The sequence below is a fragment of the Pseudoalteromonas sp. S554 genome (assembly GCF_005930865.1).
GTDB classification, from domain to species: domain Bacteria; phylum Pseudomonadota; class Gammaproteobacteria; order Enterobacterales; family Alteromonadaceae; genus Pseudoalteromonas; species Pseudoalteromonas marina.
Genome location: NZ_PNDV01000104.1, coordinates 1 through 18,828, shown reverse-complemented (window position 1 = coordinate 18,828; position 18,828 = coordinate 1). Strand labels below are relative to the sequence as shown.

General features: G+C 37.6%; 19 protein-coding genes and 1 pseudogene. 8 read left to right on the top strand and 12 right to left on the bottom strand.

Going from position 1 to position 18,828, the window contains the following annotated elements:
- The coding region (locus CWB65_RS18055; protein ID WP_138741154.1) for a TonB-dependent receptor at positions 1 to 1,812 on the bottom strand (1,812 nt) is incomplete at its 3' end.
- Between the two features lie 208 nt (positions 1,813 to 2,020).
- On the opposite strand from CWB65_RS18055, the gene CWB65_RS18050 reads away from it, so the two are divergent.
- Entirely contained in the window at positions 2,021 to 3,832 is a 1,812-nt protein-coding gene (locus CWB65_RS18050; protein ID WP_138741153.1) for a protein kinase domain-containing protein, read from the top strand.
- A gap of 53 nt (positions 3,833 to 3,885) precedes the next feature.
- Here CWB65_RS18050 and CWB65_RS18045 read toward each other — a convergent pair whose 3' ends face one another.
- Both CWB65_RS18045 and CWB65_RS18040 read right to left on the bottom strand, forming a co-directional pair.
- Positions 3,886 to 4,407 (bottom strand): hypothetical protein, encoded by a 522-nt coding sequence (locus tag CWB65_RS18045; RefSeq protein ID WP_138741152.1) that lies wholly within the window; start codon positions 4,405 to 4,407, stop codon positions 3,886 to 3,888.
- A gap of 3 nt (positions 4,408 to 4,410) precedes the next feature.
- Positions 4,411 to 5,415, bottom strand: a complete 1,005-nt coding sequence (locus tag CWB65_RS18040) for a YHYH protein (protein ID WP_138741151.1) — start codon at positions 5,413 to 5,415, stop codon at positions 4,411 to 4,413.
- Between the two features lie 158 nt (positions 5,416 to 5,573).
- Between CWB65_RS18040 and CWB65_RS18035 the strand changes: the two genes are divergently transcribed.
- Entirely contained in the window at positions 5,574 to 6,005 is a 432-nt protein-coding gene (locus CWB65_RS18035; protein WP_138741150.1) for a DUF3859 domain-containing protein, read from the top strand.
- A gap of 136 nt (positions 6,006 to 6,141) precedes the next feature.
- On the opposite strand, the gene CWB65_RS18030 is transcribed toward CWB65_RS18035, so the two are convergent.
- The 3 genes from CWB65_RS18030 to acuR all read right to left on the bottom strand — a co-directional run bounded on the left by CWB65_RS18030 (position 6,142) and on the right by acuR (position 8,308).
- Positions 6,142 to 6,558 carry a VF530 family protein gene (locus CWB65_RS18030; RefSeq protein WP_006792934.1) on the bottom strand — a complete coding sequence of 139 codons (417 nt, stop codon included), beginning with the start codon at positions 6,556 to 6,558 and terminating at the stop codon, positions 6,142 to 6,144.
- A gap of 72 nt (positions 6,559 to 6,630) precedes the next feature.
- Positions 6,631 to 7,623 carry an acrylyl-CoA reductase (NADPH) gene (gene acuI / locus CWB65_RS18025; protein ID WP_138741149.1) on the bottom strand — a complete coding sequence of 331 codons (993 nt, stop codon included), beginning with the start codon at positions 7,621 to 7,623 and terminating at the stop codon, positions 6,631 to 6,633.
- A 49-nt stretch (positions 7,624 to 7,672) separates the two neighbouring features.
- Positions 7,673 to 8,308 carry an acrylate utilization transcriptional regulator AcuR gene (gene acuR / locus CWB65_RS18020; protein WP_138741148.1) on the bottom strand — a complete coding sequence of 212 codons (636 nt, stop codon included), beginning with the start codon at positions 8,306 to 8,308 and terminating at the stop codon, positions 7,673 to 7,675.
- A 364-nt stretch (positions 8,309 to 8,672) separates the two neighbouring features.
- On the opposite strand from acuR, the gene rmf reads away from it, so the two are divergent.
- Positions 8,673 to 8,843, top strand: a complete 171-nt coding sequence (rmf, locus tag CWB65_RS18015; RefSeq protein WP_004586522.1) for a ribosome modulation factor — start codon at positions 8,673 to 8,675, stop codon at positions 8,841 to 8,843.
- Positions 8,844 to 8,911: 68 nt separating this feature from the next.
- Here the strand turns inward: rmf and fabA are convergent, their stop codons facing one another.
- The gene (gene fabA / locus CWB65_RS18010; RefSeq protein ID WP_138741147.1) at positions 8,912 to 9,427 is read right to left on the bottom strand and encodes a bifunctional 3-hydroxydecanoyl-ACP dehydratase/trans-2-decenoyl-ACP isomerase; all 516 of its coding nucleotides are present in this window, start codon (positions 9,425 to 9,427) and stop codon (positions 8,912 to 8,914) included.
- A 203-nt stretch (positions 9,428 to 9,630) separates the two neighbouring features.
- Here fabA and CWB65_RS18005 point away from each other — a divergent pair, with 203 nt between their 5' ends.
- Genes CWB65_RS18005 through CWB65_RS17995 form a run of 3 tightly spaced genes read left to right on the top strand, consistent with a single transcriptional unit; the run spans position 9,631 to position 11,736 of the window.
- On the top strand, positions 9,631 to 10,488 hold the full coding sequence (locus CWB65_RS18005; RefSeq protein ID WP_138741146.1) for a 6-carboxytetrahydropterin synthase: 858 nt from the start codon (positions 9,631 to 9,633) through the stop codon (positions 10,486 to 10,488).
- Entirely contained in the window at positions 10,481 to 11,299 is an 819-nt protein-coding gene (locus CWB65_RS18000; RefSeq protein ID WP_138741145.1) for a M23 family metallopeptidase, read from the top strand. The genes CWB65_RS18005 and CWB65_RS18000 overlap by 8 nt, the downstream gene beginning before the upstream one ends.
- A 5-nt stretch (positions 11,300 to 11,304) precedes the next feature.
- Complete coding sequence (locus CWB65_RS17995; RefSeq protein WP_058404001.1) at positions 11,305 to 11,736, top strand: acyl-CoA thioesterase; 432 nt, start codon at positions 11,305 to 11,307, stop codon at positions 11,734 to 11,736.
- A 180-nt stretch (positions 11,737 to 11,916) separates the two neighbouring features.
- Here CWB65_RS17995 and CWB65_RS17990 read toward each other — a convergent pair whose 3' ends face one another.
- From CWB65_RS17990 to CWB65_RS17970, 5 genes are read right to left on the bottom strand one after another with little or no spacing between them, the layout of a single operon-like run.
- Positions 11,917 to 13,239, bottom strand: a complete 1,323-nt coding sequence (locus CWB65_RS17990) for a Na+/H+ antiporter family protein (protein ID WP_138741144.1) — start codon at positions 13,237 to 13,239, stop codon at positions 11,917 to 11,919.
- An 8-nt stretch (positions 13,240 to 13,247) separates the two neighbouring features.
- Entirely contained in the window at positions 13,248 to 15,224 is a 1,977-nt protein-coding gene (locus CWB65_RS17985) for a transglutaminase TgpA family protein (RefSeq protein ID WP_138741143.1), read from the bottom strand.
- On the bottom strand, positions 15,221 to 16,210 hold the full coding sequence (locus CWB65_RS17980; protein ID WP_138741142.1) for a DUF58 domain-containing protein: 990 nt from the start codon (positions 16,208 to 16,210) through the stop codon (positions 15,221 to 15,223). Before CWB65_RS17980 ends, CWB65_RS17985 begins: the two co-directional genes overlap by 4 nt.
- A 5-nt stretch (positions 16,211 to 16,215) precedes the next feature.
- The gene (locus CWB65_RS17975; RefSeq protein ID WP_138741141.1) at positions 16,216 to 17,121 is read right to left on the bottom strand and encodes an AAA family ATPase; all 906 of its coding nucleotides are present in this window, start codon (positions 17,119 to 17,121) and stop codon (positions 16,216 to 16,218) included.
- Positions 17,122 to 17,133: 12 nt separating this feature from the next.
- A complete protein-coding gene (locus tag CWB65_RS17970; RefSeq protein ID WP_006792946.1) occupies positions 17,134 to 17,517 on the bottom strand; it encodes a response regulator in 384 nt (127 codons plus the stop codon).
- 496 nt (positions 17,518 to 18,013) lie between these two features.
- On the opposite strand from CWB65_RS17970, the pseudogene CWB65_RS17965 reads away from it, so the two are divergent.
- Positions 18,014 to 18,565 (top strand): annotated as a pseudogene (locus CWB65_RS17965) (hypothetical protein); the annotation flags it as partial.
- A gap of 53 nt (positions 18,566 to 18,618) precedes the next feature.
- Positions 18,619 to 18,828: transposase (locus CWB65_RS17960; RefSeq protein ID WP_138741140.1), on the top strand; the 210-nt coding region annotated here is incomplete at its 3' end.

Genomic DNA, 18,828 nt, shown 5'->3' with positions numbered 1-18,828 from the left:
AAACACGGGGCGATTCAGCTTATCACCGTCGTCTGTTAATGTGCGTTTACCAATATGGCGTACCCTGATCGATGATTGCCATTGTTTACTTAAGTGCCAATTTAAACCTGTACTTGCTACAACGGGTACAGCGCCTTCTATGTAATTGTTATTGTCATTTATATCTAAGCGAGAATGTGTAAACGAGGCTTCTAAATCAATATTAAATTGCTCGTTAATCCAGTAATAGGCACTCATTTCTAACCCATAACGCTTAGACGCATCACTTGGCTCTGTATTACCTGCATCTCCGACAAACAATAGTTCTGAGTCGAGTTTTAACCACCAAAGCGCAGCTGACATATTATATTTTTTTTCATCAGCAAATCGTAATCCAATTTCAGCGCCTTCACTTTTTACTAATAGATCGACTCGTTCGGCTTGATCACCTGTTACTGGGTCGATATTTATTGTGGAGCCGCGCGCATCGTTAGAGTGAAAAGATTGCCCCCAATTTGCATAGGCAGCTAGCAATTGAGTAAAGCGATAATTTAAGCTTGCTTTAAAACTGATTAAATCATCACTTGCTTTACCTGAGTTTACGGCGGTAATACTGGTTACATTTGTATCAAAATAGTCGTACCTTACACCTGCTGTTGCTTCTAGTTTTGGGGTAAATAAAAGTTTAGACTCCCAAAAGCTTGAATAACTCGTTTGCTTGAGTACATCTTGCCTTACAGTGCTTAGCTGCTCTCTGGCTTTAGTGTTATAAAGCCCAACGTTATCTATATCGTCGTGTTTAAGCTCAAGCCCTACAGTGTGTTGCATGTTTAAGCCTGATGTTTTAGTTTCAAACTGATAACTTAAAGTGGTGCCATAAATATTGCGGTTATCTTGCTGATTAAACTGATCGCCATTAATTGGGTCATTTAAAAAATAACTGAAATTAGAATATAGGTTTAAATCGTAATTTATTACATAAGCGCTGGCTTTCAAATGCTCCCCTTGCCAATTACCCGATAAACTATAACGACTAGAGCTGCCGCCAAGAGTGGTGTCGAGCGAGCCTAATTGTGTTATTAAGTTATGCGAAACAGCACGCTGTGGAATTTGATCGGCTGAGTTCCATGTGTTGTCGTATGCCATTGCGCTTATTGATAGGTCACCATTAAATGCTTTACCAACATAGCGTAGTAGGGCATTTTTTTTATTCACGTCTTCGTTTATGTCATCCCAAGGGCCGTCGTAGCCTTGCCACTCAGCAGCCGCAATAAGTTTACCTTTTGTAAGGTTAGTTGAGCCAAGTACTACCGCGCGTTTATAGTTATCTTCTCCAATACTTAGTTCTATTTGCTGATGTTTAAGATTATCAACCAGTTTAAACTGTGCACTACCAGCACTTGAAAAATCACCTTGGCTTGCGCTATATGAACCCTTTTGATAGTTAATGGTAGAAATAGATTCGGGAATTATAAAGTTTAGATCGGTGTAACCTTGGCCGTGTCCGTGGCTACGCATGTTGATAGGCATACCATCGATACTTGTGGCAAAGTCGGTCCCATGGTCTAAGTTAAATCCTCTAATAAAGTATTGGTTTGCTTTACCTGAGCCACTGTGTTGAGTAACCGCCATCCCCGGAATGAGCTCTAACATTTCAGCGCTTCTTAGCATTGGGCGCTGCTCAATTTCACCTTGGCCAATAATGCCGCTAGAGGCACTGATTGATTCGCCAATTAAACCATCACGGTGCCCATATACAGTGAGCTTTTCTATATTGGCATGTACATAACCGCTATATAATGTGCCGATAGTTAAAATTGCTAATGTTTTCATCCTTAAAGTCCTATCTATTATGTTTACTATTCAGTGCTGTTTAAATTAAAACGACTAAGTAAACCTTTTGGATGCAACATTGAGTGTTTTATTATTCAAATAGGGCTTAAGTTTAAAAACTATATTGGTGCTATTGTAATGTCGTTATATAAAACTAATAATCAGAGTGTTAAAACTTACCAGTAATCACATAATTAGAGAGCCTGTATTGAAAGCCAAAGAAATTCGAAATTTTTACATTAACGAAGAGCAATCCGTATATTTGCTGTCGCATCGTGATGCTAAAAAACATCGCCAGTGGCTTAATATTTGTATTAAACAACTTACTTTGCTTGGTTATAAAAATGTAGAAATGATTGGCTCAGGTGCATTTGGGTTTGTATTTGCAGGTGAAGACGACAAAGGCTTGCCTTGGGTGTTTAAGTTTTCACGGATTACGCTTGCTCAAAGTGTACGTGACCGTCTTGAAGACGAAGCGTATATGCTTTCACAAATTAATAATCCGCTGGTGCCTAAATTTTATGCGTTTGAGCGCATTAAAAAGCAGGGCATTTTAATGATGGCGCGCGCCATGGGAGAAGACCTTGAAAAAGTGTCGCTTAAAGAGGGGCGATTTAGCGCAGCTAAAATAATGGCATTAGCCGTTAAATTACGTAATGTGTTACTTGATTTAAGTAACCACAAAAATGGGTTAAGTGCTCAACCAATTGTGCATGGAGATATAAAACCTTCAAATTTGGTGTGGGATTCTCAAACAGACGCTTTATCTTTAGTTGATTGGGGGAGTTCGGTATATGCCCAATTACACAGTAACGGTGAGCCCGTAGCCAGTAACTTTATGGATTTAATGTCGGGAGATTTAAGCACAACCAATGCGCGTATGGGAGATGTGTACTTTATAGGCGAAGCGCAAATGTCGGGTGAGCAATCATCGCCGCGGTTTGATGAGCAAGGTGTTGCAGCAACTTTATATGCATTAGCGTCTGCACAGTCTTGTCGATTTGGCGCGCAGGCTATTCCTGCAATTTCTTTAGGGCTACCTAAAGAGCTCGCTAACGTTATAGATGGCATGCTCAGTAAAAGTAAAACAGTACGTGATGCTGCAGGCGATTACTTTATACGTAATATACCAACAATGGCAAAAGCGTATTTACCCGATCTTAAATTAACACAGCAAAAAGCCGCTATCCCGTTTTGGTACGGTACCGATGAAGCGCCAGATACCGTAGTTTATAGCTCGCGTAAACAGTTTTTACGCCAAGCCGACCACAACCAACAGTTACTAGATGTAAATGATGCCCAGTTAGACCGATACTACAAAGAATTTTTATTTGATACTGGCGACACCGAAAAAGCATTTTTGGCCTCCATAAGCCGGCTTGCGAAATACCCAGCCGTGGGTGGGCTTAGTTTTCATTGGAAAGATGAATCGTTGTTTATTGAGTCGTCATTAATAATGCACGATGAGTCACTAGGCAAAGCATTTACAGATTCAATAAACAATACAGTGATGTTAGCCCAAGCAATTAACCAAAAAGGGCTATTTAAATGTTGTTTATTTGATGCACGTAAAACCATTCAATTAGAGCGAGATGGCACCGGTGCATTTAAGTTTGATAGTCTTCCTGAGCTAGATTATGAAGTTGTTAGCGTTAAAGCTAACGAAATAACCCGACCACATTCATACTTTGAAGATGGTAAAGATCCCGATGAGCAATTACAGCTTCCTAAAAAAGTAATTAAATGTGTATTTGAGCTAAACCAAATACACCATACCGGTTGTATTATTTTTGAAGCCTTGCCCGACAGAATGAAAATTCATCACTACTACAGGCTACTCGACTCGACAAAAGAGGCCGAATTTAAACGTTTGTTAAATAAACTAATGCAATATGCTGTAAACATTACCGATGTGGGCGTTGCGGGCTTTATGAAGCTACCCTATAAAAATACACGAGAGTTTGATTTGTGTGCACAACAAGAAGAGCAATTCTTTCCTAAAAACCCAAAACGCGTATAACGTGTCAGCTTTCTTAATGGGATTTATATGGCTTGGTAAATCAGCCTAATACATTAAAATAACTCACTATGCGGAGACAATGGCTCTAGCTCAAATTGATGAATAAGCTGTTGCTGTTTATTGGTAGCGGTAATTTTATAAGTTTGTTTACTACTGTTATTGGCAAATAAATTAATATTGAATTTTATATTGTTTGTCATTAGAGGTGTGAATCTGCCGGTAATGGTAATTTGATCAACAAATGTATTGTTACCGCTGTGCGCCGTTTCTGGATGTAATAACAGCCCTTCAATCGAAAAGCGATATTGCTGATCAGACAAATACACGTGCTTTTTAACCTGTTTACTAATGTGATTACGATATTTATTAAATTCAGTGAGTGAAAGTGTCCCATCGTTGTTTTCGTCAACGCCTAATAATGACGACGCAGGAAGCGACAGCACAACAAACACGTGCTCTTCAACAACATTAAGGGTGCCATGTTGTGCAACTATTAAGTGAGCATGTGTTTTTTGAGATATACAAAAAGCGATAATCATTCCACCAATGTTATGTATTAATTTTGAAAGGCGCATAACTTAAAGCTCTCCTTTTACACAACGCTGAAAAAACGGGTAAGTGTCAGTTGCATAGTAGTGATAAATACCATCTGGAAATTCCGGTGTTACGCCAATACGGCCATTGCATTCATCTAAATCGCCTGAACCTGCAACGTATTCCCAGTCTTGTGCAAATGTTCCTAAAGGGTATATGTCGGTAGAAGGTCTGTTTGTACTGACTGTGGTTACGTGTTGATAACTGCCTGTCATTGCAACGAGTTCAGAAGTGGCATCGGTTGAATCTGAGTAGCCATAACGTGCATAAATAGGAAAGCCGTCTGCAGCCCAGCCTATTAGTGTCATGGTTGTTTCATTACCGCCTTGCATTGTTATAAACCCTTCGGGCATTCCATGGTAATGATACGTCCCATCTGGTTGCACATGGGCATTGTTAGCATCTGTGCCAAAACTAAATGTAGTTTGGCTTAAAGCTTCTATATTCCAGTTGCCGCTATTATCGCCTAGGTCGCAATTTTCACCTGAGTCATCACAGCTACCACCTGTGCCGGCATCAATTTTAACGCCATTTAAAACAAGCCCTGTTATACCGCGAGGGCCGCCCATCATCGTAGCGGATGATGATTGAACCGGTGTTAATGTAAAGCTTTCATTTACTGATTGTTCTGCGATGGTATTGGGGTTAGCCGGATTAGGAAAAGTGCCTACGTCGTGGTCAGGAATTCCATTAGCAATGATGTCACGCGTTGTGCCTGTGCATGTCCAGTCAGCTGAGCTTGTTGTTTGTACAGAGTCAGCGTTGTTGTATTCGTTGTAAGCGTACTCACATAAAACATTGTGTGTAGAACCATTTGCATCAGCATTTGAACCGTCAACTGTTGTGCTATCAGTTATTACGTCGCTTATTGAAGTGCTTTGCTCAGAACCACCGCATGCAACAAGTGATGATATTGCAGTAAAGCACACAATTAGCTTTAATTTTGTCACTGAATTTTTAGAAATACTATTTACTAGGGATGTACTCATAACTTTGAACTCACTGATAAAGAGATCAAAATATTATTCTGTAATTGTGCAAGCAATGTGCAAATATAAATGAAAATTATGTAAGTAAACTTTTATATAAGACTAAACCAACGGTTTATTATAAAATTTTGGTATATAAGTAAGTACAGGTTGGATAAATGGCAAAGTTAAAACCCAGCGTTACGCTCCAGAGTTATGGTATTTATTCAACTTGGGATAGTAACAGCAAGGCTCTTCCACAAATTGAGCAATTCACTACTGATGTGATTGCTGAAATAGACGTAGAATTTGGGCTGATAGTAAATATAAAAAAAGCAAAAGGTGAAAAACTGCATTTTTGTATTTACCACCCAGACATACCTAACGAAGAGGGGGATGTTATGCCGCCTTTTGAAAGCGTTGAATACGTTAAAGATAACGATTGGCACTTTTATCTTGGCGATACATTGTGGGAGCCTATTGGCAATAAGCTAGGCCCATGGCGAATGACTTTAACGCTTAATAATAAAATAATTGCAGATAAAACATTTAATGTTGCATTAGAAGCGCAACAAACAGAAGTAGATTTTTGGAAAAAGCGCGGGTACTAGTTCCTAGGCACAACGGCAACATAGGTTTAAATAAGCTAACTTATTCGGTTTACATAGTTATAGTGCTGCAACGCTAAGAACTAGTTACAACAAGGCATAAAAAAAGCCAATAAAAATTGGCTTTATAAACTCACTCTTAATTACCCCAAGGGTTACTTGGATTAGACCGTTGTTTGCGTTCTCGAGCACGTTGTTTAGTGGCTTTTTTAGCTTGAATGCGTTTTGCGTCACTAAAGCTTAGTTCACAAGGTTCACCTGGTTTATGATCGGCCGGTATAACACGATCACGCGGCGGTAACTCATACTGAACATCATCTGGTTTAGGCAAGTTTTTAAGGCGGTATAGGTAAAAATTTTCTACCTTTTCTTGTGCCCATTGGGTTTTACGTAAAAATTTTACAGCAGATTTAATATCCGGATTATTTTTAAAACAATTAAGCTGCAAGTAAGCGTGCAGGAGTTCCCACCCGTATTGCTCAACCAGCTCTTCAACCACTTGTTCTAATTTTACGCCTTGCAGTGGATTATTACTGAAAAGTTCTTGGTTGCTCATAGGTGTTGCCTCGTTATTAAAATACAAAGTGTATTATAAATTTAATAACGAGGCTTTAATAGTGTAAATAGCCTAACCTTGGCAATTAACTACAACGCGACCACGAATTTTACCTTCCATGAGTTGCTCGGCGTTTTCAATTACTTGTTCGAGTGTAATTTCTGTTGAAATTTTATCTAAATAGTCAGCTTTTACTAATGTAGCTAGTCTTTCCCATGCTTTAATTCTGTCTGTTTTTGGTCGCATAACACTATCGATTCCGATAAGTGAAACACCTCGTAAAATAAAGGGCGCGACTGATGCGGGTAAATCCATGCCTTGAGCTAAACCACACGCAGTGACTACACCACCGTATTTAAGCGACGCACAAATATTTGCAAGCGTATGGCTGCCAACAGAATCGATAGCTGCAGCAAAACGTTCTTTTTGAAGCGGTTTCCCCGGGTTTGATAACTCATCTCTGTTAATTATTTGAGATGCACCAAGTTCTTTTAAGTATTCGCTTTGATCTACTCGTCCTGTGGCGGCGGTTACGTTATAGCCGAGCTGACTTAATAAATAAATAGCAAAACTCCCAACACCACCGTTTGCACCTGTAACTAAAATTTCACCATCGTCAGGTTTAACTCCTTGTTTTTGGAGTGCTATGACGCTCAACATAGCGGTATAACCGGCAGTCCCAATTTGCATTGCTTGTTTTGGACTGATAGTAGCGGGTAGGGGAATTAACCAGTCACTATTTAGCGCTGCTTTTTGTGCAAGGCCGCCCCAATGTTTTTCGCCAACACCAAAACCATTTAAAATAACATGATCGCCATTTTTAAATTCATCGCTGGTGGAGGTTGTTACAGTGCCTACTAAATCTATACCGGGCACCATCGGAAAGGTTCTCACTACCGGGCCTTTACCTGTAATGGCTAGACCGTCTTTATAGTTTAATGTGCTGTACAACACATTTATTGTGGTATTTTCGTCAGGTAAATCATTTTCGTTAAGCTGCGATAAAGAAGCGCTGTAGTTATTGTCTTCTTTATTAATAACAATGGCTTTAATTGGGTTATTCATATCATATCCTTTTAGACCGATCGTCTTTTAATTGATAAATAAAAATGCATTATGTCAGTAATGCACGCAAAAACATTTCAGTGTATAGCGTAAGGGGTGTACTTGACTTAGTAAGTTTTGCTCGCATTACTGCGCCTTCCCAACCAATCCAAAAGTACTCGCTCATTAATTGTGTATTTACAGTTTTAGAAATAGTGCCTTGCTGTTTAGCTTGATTTAAACAGTTTTCAATTTGTTCTTGCCAAGCTGTGTAGCTTTGCATTAAGCGATTTTTAAATTCATCGCTTAAGTGATTTAATTCTTGGTTTAAATTACCGACTAAGCAACCGCGTTTGTAATCGTACTTACCCATGCCTTTAATAGCACTTTGTGTAAAGTTTACTATGCGTTCCAGTGGGGGAATATTTTGTTGATCGAGGTAATGGTTTAGCTTTGCAATAAAGTAACTGTCGTAGGCGTCAACCAACGCAATGCCATAGGCTTCTTTGCTTTTAAAGTAATGGTAAAAAGAGCCTTTGGGTACTGAGGCTTTTTTTAATATTGTATCGAGTCCTGTGGCACTAAAGCCAAACTCTGTTAACGTTTCTAAACCCGTACGTATAAGTAACGCTTTAGTATCGGCGTTATCTCTGGCTATTTTAGGAGGACGGCCACGTCGTGGAGTTACTGTATTATTTTTGTTCATAGCTACATATTAGACCGATCGGCTTTTAATATGCAAGTACAAAATTCATCTGTTAAAAATATTTTATGAATTACATTTTTGTTTGAACTTCAGTTATTTTTATTAGTCAATAATTAAGGTTGATGCATAAATTGTTCGTCTTAGTAATTAATGATTTTAGATAGATGCTTAAGTTGTATAGTGCGGTGGTATGACCAGATTGATTCTTTAAATGTTAATTCATTTTTGCATCAGCAGCTTAGTTAATGTCAAACAATTTAATTGTTTTTGTTATTTGAACTTTACATTTTTATTAACTATTCATTAATTGTAGATTTCACTTATGCTACAAAATATATAACTATAAAAGGTGAGGATAATACCGATGAAGAGACAGAAAAGAGATCGTTTAGAAAGAGCTCATTCTCAAGGTTTCAAAGCAGGTTTAGCAGGTCGTTCTAAAGAGCTATGCCCTTATCAACAGATAGATCCAAAGTCAGAGTGGTTAGGTGGATGGCGAGAGGCAATTGAAAATCGAAATATGTATAAAACCTAATTATTACCCAAATTTAAGCAAAAAGGCCTCCAAATTGGAGGCCTTTTTGTATTTATATTGTAAATCTATTAAAAAGACGTGGTATCTTGAAATAAACCTACTTTTAAATCTTTGGCTTCATATATTACGCGGCCGTCTACTTCAACAGTGCCATCTGCAACACCCATGAAGAGTTTACGTTTAATTACGCGTTTCATTTCAAGGCGGTAGGTTACTTTTTTAGACGTTGGAAGTATTTGGCCTGTAAATTTAACTTCACCTACACCTAAAGCGCGGCCAAGACCAGGACCACCTGACCAACCAAGATAAAAACCCACTAGTTGCCACATTGCATCAAGGCCTAAACACCCTGGCATAACAGGGTCACCTTTAAAGTGACAATCAAAAAACCAAAGGGTCGGGTCAATATCAAGCTCAGCAATTATTTCACCTTTACCGTGGCTTCCACCATCAGCATTTATAGAGGTAATGCGGTCCATCATTAACATGTTATCGCTAGGTAAACGACAGTTGCCTTCACCAAACATTTCACCTTGACCACATAGGATCAATTCTTCTTTTGTATAGTTGTTTTTAGGTTCCATAACTCTTTATCTTCGCTTAGAAATTGCCCGTACTTTAGCGTACACTTGTACGCTAAACAACTCGGAGCAGTTAAATACCTACTATATTGAGTATTAAATCATCAATCAAACAATGCGTTAGGTTTTTGCTTTATAAAACCGCGCAATTACAATCAAAAATCATTATAATTAACGCTGTCTTATAACTAGTCTAAAGGAAGTTTATGATCCTTTTTGTTAACTCACTTACTGTGATAGATTTTTCTTACTTATGTAACAAACGCGGCGCCGTTGGCGAGAGCTGGATTGTTGATTTAACTTTGCACGGTAAACTTAACGACGAGTCTATGGTGTTAGACTTTGGATTAGTTAAAAAACAAATTAAAGGTATTATTGATGAATGTATTGATCACCGTTTAGCTATTCCTAATAGCATAAATGGTTCAGTGACTGAATTTGATGAGCACAAAATAATTGATTGCACTTTTGGCGAAAACCACCACTTGGCAATGAGTGCACCGCATCAAGCCTATTGTATGATTGATGCCGATGAAATTAATGTGGAGTCGGTAACTGCATTTTTAGTTGATACTATTTTGCCTAAGTTGCCTTCAAACATAGAAAAAATAGAGTTATCGTTGAAACCAGAACATAGCCAAAGCTTTTATTATCATTATAGTCATGGTCTTAAAAAACATGATGGTAATTGTCAGCGCATTATTCATGGTCATCGTTCTCAAATAGGTATAAGCCTAGACGGTATTTCCATGCCACGCTTACAAAAAGAATGGGCAATGCAGTGGGAAGATATATACCTAGCAACAAGTGAAGACCAAATAGAACCGCAAAACTTAAAGCATATTAGCGCAAAAGATAATGATGTTTGTTTTGCTTATACATCAGCTCAAGGTTATTTCGAAATGGCCATTAGTGAAACGCGCTGTGATATTTTACCGATAGACACAACCGTTGAATGTATTGCGGGGTATATTGCAGGGCAAGTTAAAGCCAAGCACCCTGAACAAAATGTTAAAATAACCGCGTATGAAGGGGTTGGCAAAGGAGCAATTAGTTATGCTTAAGTCACTTTTATCTGCGTTAGTTTTGGCAACATTTAGTGTAAATTCGTCAGCTGTTGAGCTAAAAGGGCACCTGACTCAAGGCGGGTTAGTAACAGGAAAGCTTAGTGATGTGCAGTCTGTTAGTTTAAACGATATACCGTTAAAGCTTTCAAAAAATGGTGATTTTGTATTTGGTTTTGGCCGTGACGCAAAAGCAAATCATACACTTAGCTGGGTTGATACGAATGGCAAAAAGCATACCCAGAATCTTATTATTACCAAGCGTGATTACAACATTGACAAAATAACGGGTGTTGCAAAAAAATACGTTTCTCCGCCTAAATCTGTAAGTGAACGTATAAGCAGAGAAGCGGTTGCGGTCAGAAATGCCCGTGCTGTTAATTCAGACCTTACTTACTTTTTAGACCCAGTACTAAAACCTGCACAAGGGCGAATTTCGGGTGTGTATGGCAGCCAGCGTTACTTTAATGGTGAACCACGTCGCCCGCATTTTGGTTTAGATATAGCTAACAAAACTGGTTCGCCGGTGTACGCACCAATTGGTGGCACTGTTGTATTTGCAGAACCCGATTTATATTATTCTGGCGGAACACTTATTTTAGATCATGGCCATGGTATTACCTCTACTTACATTCATTTAAGTAAGTTAGATGTAAACGTGGGTGATAAAGTTAAACAAGGTAATAAAGTTGCTGAAATTGGTGCAACCGGCCGAGTTACAGGCCCGCATTTAGATTGGCGCTTTAACTGGAAAGGCGAACGCCTAGATCCAGGCTTATTAATGCAAGATACGTTAGCCAACAAAAAGTAGAGACTATGACAGACGTAAACCGCGATGCAATTATTGCTCAGCGTATAAAAGATTCAACTACATCAGTTACAAAAACGGTATTCCCAGGGCGTACCAATCATCACAATACATTATTTGGTGGCGATGCATTAGCATGGATGGACGAGGTTGCATTTATTGCTGCAACGCGTTTTTGCCGTAAACCCTTGGTAACTATTTCTTCTGATAGAGTAGATTTTAAAGAGGCAATACCTGCAGGTACATTTGCTGAACTAATAGCTAAAGTTGTACATGTTGGTAACACTAGCTTAAAAGTAGATGTTGATATACTACTTGAAACAATGCACAAAGATGATAAACACTCGGCTATAAGCGGTAGTTTTACATTTGTAGCTGTAGATGATAATCATAGGCCTACACCTGTAGTATGCGATAAAATGATTAACGGGTTTAAGTAAAAATAATATAAAAATATAAGCACCAGAATAGGTGCTTATATTTTAGGTGTAAAAGAACACATCATAAGATACTTACTTTAAAGTTAATCTTAACATCGAAATTATATGTGAAAGAAGGTTAAACAGGGAATCAGAGGCTTATAACATAATAAGCCTCTTAAATTGAAGGTTTTAGAGTACTCAAAGTACCATTGCTGCAATCCAGCCGAATATTAATAGTGGGATATTAAAGTGTATAAAAGTTGGGACTACCGAATCCCAAATATGGTCGTGCTGACCATCTGCGTTTAAACCAGATGTTGGCCCAAGTGTTGAGTCTGAAGCAGGGGAGCCCGCATCGCCTAGAGCGCCCGCAGTACCGACTAAAGCAGCTGTTGCCATTACTGAAAAACCAAGCTCTAGGCATAAAGGAACAAATAAGGTCGCAATAATTGGTACCGTTGAAAAAGAGCTTCCAATTCCCATGGTGATAAGTAAACCAACTAATAAAATTACCGCCGCTGCTATAGGCTTATTTCCATCAAACAAACTTGCACCGCTATTGACCAAGCTTTGTATATCACCCGTCGCTTGCATAACTGATGCAAAACCTTGCGCCGATATCATGATAAAACCAATCATGGCCATCATGGCAACGCCTTTACTAAATACGTCTCCATTTTCTTCCCATTTAACAATACCAAATAGGCTAAAAATCATAACGCCTACTAAGCCGCCAAGTATCATTGAGCCACTTATATTTTGTGCAATTAACGAGATAATAACTGCAAAAGAGCCAACTAACATGACTTTTTTTGGGTTTTTTATAGGTTCATGGTTGCTCTGGTTAGTAACTGTGATCGATTTATAAGTACGTTGTTTTTTATAAGTAAAAAATACAGCAATGAGTAGGCCAATAAACATTCCTAACGCAGGGATAATCATTGCTACGGGTACACTGGTATTTACAATTTGGAGGCCGTTATCTACAAGATTTTTATGTAAAATTGAATATAAGTAAATCCCACCAAAACCATAGGGGAGTACCATGTAGGACGAAGCTAAACCAAATGTTAAAATACACGCGATGGCACGTCGATCGAGTTTTAATTTATTAAATACAACCAACAAAGGCGGGATCAAAATTGGGATGAACGCTATGTGCACGGGCACCAAGTTTTGTGATGAGATAGCGCACGCTAATATAATCATTAAAATAAAATAACTAAGTAATGTTTGGCTGCCTTGCCCTCTAGCATCTACTTTAGCTAATAATTTATCAGCTAATATGCGGGTTAAACCAGACTTTGATATTGCAACTGCGAATGCGCCAAGCATTGCATAACTTAAGGCGATTTCAGCGCCCGCTGACAAACCCGAATTAAATGCATCTAAACTTTCTTTTATTCCTAAACCAGCAGTTAACCCAGCAACTAAAGCAGACAGTGTCATAGCTACAATAACGTTGACACGAACCAAAGTGAGCGCAAGCATTAAAATCACGCCAACAACAACAGCATTCATAGTTTTCTCTATTTTGAACTTTTAATTAATTTTATCAGATCTTTAGCTTTGGTTTTGCGCTCTTTGGTAAACGGTTTGTTAGCATAACGGCTGTTTTCGAATAAATGTTTAAATTCTATTAGCTCCTTAGACGCGTTAGGCCTTTGCTTTGCCATATGATCAAGTTGTTGTGACGGACTAAGAGAGTCGGCCGATGTAATTTTGTTTTTATTTCCCCAATCAAAAACTTCATTATAGGCTTTAACTATAGGGGGGAGTTTAACTGGTTTTGCTTTTGGCCAGTTTAAATAGACAAAGTAAATTGCAAAACTTAACCCAGCTGTAATTAATACAACTAAAGGCACCATCCAACTTTTTTTATTACCAAATATGGATTTTAAAAAATCATTTTGTTTTTCTTGATCAAAACCAAGCACCCAACTAGACCATTGATAATCTAATTGCTCGAGTTCAAGCCTTAACCAGTTTATTGCTGCAAAGTTGCTTAAGCTAACTAAGCCGAAATCTAAATTATTTTTAAATTCTTCGTTTAGCTCTTGGTTTTGGGAAAGCGATCCATTTAACCGCTCGGGAGCAACAACAGCAGTGGCATCAAAAATAGTCCAGCCGGTATTTTGTAAATATACTTCAACCCAAGCATGGGCGTCATATTGGCGAACAGTAAGCGTGTTATTGTCGCTATTATATTCACCACCTAAATAACCACTGACTACACGTGCAGGTATGCCCGCAACCCTAAAAATATAAGCAGCGGCACTGGCATAATGCCCGCAAAAGCCACGTTTATTATCAAGTAAAAATTGGTCTAGTGTATTATCGCCACTCATTGGGGTCGGCGTTAATGTATAGGTAAAGTTTTGCTCTACAAAGTACGCTAGTAATGCGTCATAAAAAGCCTGCTCATTGATAGCTTGTTCTTTTAACTGTAAAGCAAACTTATTAGTTTTAATATTTTGCTTTAAACTTAAAAATGTATATCTATTTCTTTCAAATTCGTTAAGTGAATCTACTGAAAATTGATAACTTGCCACATCATATTGCAGGCTTTTTGCTTGGTAACTGTTTTTCCTTAATAATCCAAGCGCATTAGCGCTTACATTTTTACTATTGCTGGTTGAATAAGTTAAGCCATAAAGCCATTTTTGCGTTGCAGGTTCTGCAATGACTGAATAGTTTGCAATAAGTATGCTTTTTTCGGATATTAAGTTTTGGTTTGTTTGTTGGTTACTGTATTTTAAAAAATCAGACGCAAGCCATGCATTGCCATTAAATTCATCATGAATAATTGCACGCCAATAGTAAGGTGTTGCAGGCGGGGGATTATTAAAAGTAGCTCTAAATACTAGTTCATCTGAGTTAGATAATTTAGCAATATCAAACGGATCTACTTGCTCAGAAAGCCCAGTTTTAGCAAGTTTTGGCCCGGGTAACTGCCAAAACGCAGGCATTTTTGGTAAAAACAACAGTAAAAAAACAGCCAGTGGTAACGCCATTAATAATAACTTTGAACTTTGTTTAGCGCTTATTTTTAAATTGTCTTTAGATTCTAATAAACCCATTACTGAAAAATTTATTACATATAAAAAGCTAACAACTGCAGTGGTAAATATAGTTTGGCTAAATAAGTACACCGACGACAATGAAAAAAAAGTAAGGGTTGTAATTACCTGATAATGCTTTTTATTTTTAGCTTGTAAAAGTTTAAATAAGCTTGATAACAACAACATGGCCACAAACAATATTACAGTATCGGACATTCCTATTGTAAATATCATTAAACCCAAAGCACCAGCGGCTAGTATGTTTGCAAGCCATGCATTGGGCTTTACGATATTTTTGGCTGTAATAACTGCATTCCATAGGCATAAGCCAGCTAATACACTAATAAATGGGAGTGGCAGGTGTGCTGTAAAAAATAGAACTAAACAGGCGTAAATAAAACACAAAGAGAAGTTAATAACTTTTTCATTTTCAAGTTCAATCATTGCTTTTCACCTGCAAATGAACTTAAGCATTCTAAACAGTGTTGCTTATGGGCTTGTCCTGTATTAATACTGATTAATTTGCTTGGCAGTTTTAACATGAAAGGGGTGTTGTGCTCAGTTGCTTCACACACTAAATAACACAACTGACTAAGGCGTTGCTCTGTAGCTCCACTCATTAAATTAAAATCAAACAAAGCATCAGTCGCTTTAAAATCTACAAAGTCTTTGACTAATAATTGCTTTGTTTTAGCGAAGTGTTTCCACGATATTCTGCTTAAGCCCATTTCGGGTTGATGTATTAATAGATTGTCGAATTCTTCAGTTCCCGACTTTTTTGTCATTCCATTTTGTGTATTTTCATCTTGTGAAGAAATGTGTGCATCGCTTAATACGTATTCGTGAGCAGGGTAAACAAAAGTTTTAGTTTGTACTTGTAAATAGCTCCATACAGATACCAAACCAAAAGGATAGTTACTGGCTATTTTTATTCGTTCTAATTTGTAGCAACCTCGTGTTTCATACGGAAGCGGTAAACTGCTACTAATCGATTTATTTGAAATTTCATCATGATGTGTACTTGCTTTTAAATCATTGTTATAGGTAATAGAAAGCGATTGGCAGATTGAATTACTATGTAAATTCAATTTTAAAATGGGTTGTTGTGGAGAAAAACTCGGTAATACTTTATCAAAAGTTACTGTTAAGCCTTTCGCATTGCTGTATCCCATAAAAACAGCTAATACAATGACCACGAACATCAGATACGACATGATCAAAATTAAATTATTTTGATAATTTATACCCATTACAAAGTTTAAAATAGCCACAATAATAAAATACCACCCAAGCGAAGATGGCAAAACATAGATTGTATTGTGCTCTAACGTAATTGAATTTTTTTGGTGTTTATGTTTTAAAAATTTATCAAAAACAGAACGTTTTAAAGATGCAAATATGCTGGGGCGTTTTGATTTTTTAGATGGCATAAAAGCTACAACGGAACCGGCACAGCATTTAAAATGTCATTCACTTGAGCTTCACCCGATTCATTATGCAAACCTAAGCGGTGCTGACACACACTTGTAAAGACTGCTTGTATATCTTCAGGAATTACATAATCGCGTCCATCAATATAAGCCCATGATTTAGCAGCCTTAGCTAACGCAATACTTGCTCGAGGTGATAATGAAGACGCAAACGCATTGCTGCTTCTTGTATAATTAACAAGCTCTATAATGTAATCAACAACGGGAGTGCTAAGTGTAACTTCACTAATTTGTGCCTGAATTTGTTTTAATTGCTGCTTATCTATCCGTTTAGGAAGTTGGCTGTAGTCGCGTTTTTGCATATTTAAAATTAAACGTTTTTCAGCTTCTTTTTGAGGAAAACCAAGGCTTATACGCATTAAAAATCGATCTAACTGAGATTCCGGTAGCGGATAAGTACCCGATTGGTATAAAGGATTTTGCGTAGCAATAACAAAAAATGGATCTGGAAGGCTATACTTTTTGCCATCAACAGTGACTTGTTGTTCTTCCATGGCTTCAAGTAATGCACTTTGCGTTTTTGGCCCTGTACGGTTTATTTCGTCAGCTAATACAACTTGACTAAAAATAGGGCCTTTATGAAACGTAAAGCTGTGATCGTTACTATTAAATACATTTGTACCGAGTATATCGGCAGGTAGTAAGTCACTTGTAAATTGAATTCGTTGGTAAGATAAGCCAAGTACTGCCGCTAAACCATGAGAAAGCGTGGTTTTTCCCATGCCAGGCAAGTCTTCAATTAGTAAGTGTCCTTCGCTAAACAAGCAGGTTAGTGCTAATTTTATCTGTTTTTGTTTTCCAAAAATAACATCTGATAAGTCTTCAATAATCGCTTTAACGGAGCTTTGCATGCTAACCTTTTATTATTCTATGTGTTCGAGACGTTTCATTACGGTATCAACTTTTTTTGCATTAAAAGGTTTTGCTATAAACCCTTTAGCTCCAAGCTCCCAAGTATTCTGAACATTTTCTAAGCTGTTATGACCTGAGCACATAACTACATGTGCGTTTGGGTAGGTTATATTAATAAATTCTAAAATATCAGTCCCATCAGAGTCGGGTAAGTCTACATCTAAAAAAATCACACTAGGGCATTTTTTATCAATAACTGGCTTGGCAGAGCTAAAATCCGTGCTTTCTAAAATATCTTCATAACCCAGTTCGGTTAATATTTGGTTTAGGTAATCACGGATTTCTTTAACATCGTCAATGATGAGGATAGGCTCTAAAGGGCGAACAAATTCCATATGTAAGTTACTTCTTTTAATACTTCTTAAGTACATTAATATTAAGCTATGACCTTAATAACCTCAAGAACGTTGCTTAAAAAATCACAATACATCCATACTTTTGTTGATTTTGTATTCTGCTTAAAAAATATCAAAACAACACTCAAATCTACTACTTTCTAATTATTTTAAAAGTTATCAATTTTATAAACACCCGTACATTCGTTTTTTCAACCACATCTAATAAATTTACAAATCATTGATATTAAGGCTTTTAAATTAACAATTCTAATTTTGTAAATGTTTTGTAATAAAAAATCGTTGACCTATTAAAATCACTCTGTGATTATACTCAGCAGTTGAGCTTATGCTCATTGGCGGATTTTAATATAAAGTCACATCCAATGCTCATAATGCTTTTCTAAACACTCACACTAAACACTACACAACACGAAGAGCTTATTATGTTAAAAATAAAAATACAAAATTCGCAATCTCACTATTAACAGCTGCAATGGCTACCTCGATGTCAGCTCAAGCTGATTTTTCTGATTACTTAGACCGCGTTGATGTCGACTTTTTATTAATGCAAAATTTCCAGTCTATTCAAGCAAAAGAGGGGGCGTTTCGTCCTGAAGATGAAGTACAAGAATGTGGATTTGGCCGTGTAAGAGCAAATTTACAGCTTAAATTTCATATTAACGAATTTATTACAGCTGATATTGATATAGCTGAAGAACCAAATGATTTTGGTGGCGGCGACCGAGATTTTTCATTTCATAATGACTTTGCCGGTGTTGAGTTTGATTTATTTGGCCTTTATGGAACACCAAAAGAAGATGAAAATCTGACCCTTAGGCTTGGTAACATTGGTGCATCACCGTTTCAATTCAAAGGATTCCAAGATGGAGCAGATAACCAAGGTAATGCATTAATTGGTAACGGAATAACTGATTACGCTACAGCTGAAAACGGCGCGCAACTTAGTTACACAAAAACTTACGACAGCGGTTTTCTTCGCTCATACAATGTGGCTGGCCATATAACAACCTCAAGCTTTGGCGAAGTGCTCCTCACCCGTTTTAGTGGACACCTCCTCATCACTTTGAGGAGGCTAACATGCCTAGATATACCCAACCTAGAAAGACATGGTTTTACCCCGTTAATTTCAAAATCAAAGCAGTCGAACTAAGCTTACGAGACGATGTCATGTCAAAGGAGGTTGCCGAGGCGCTGGATATTCATCCGTTAATGCTTAGTCGTTGGCGAAAAGAGTATCGAGAAGGTAAGTTTAAAAACACGCCGCGCTATCAAAGCAACAACAAAACA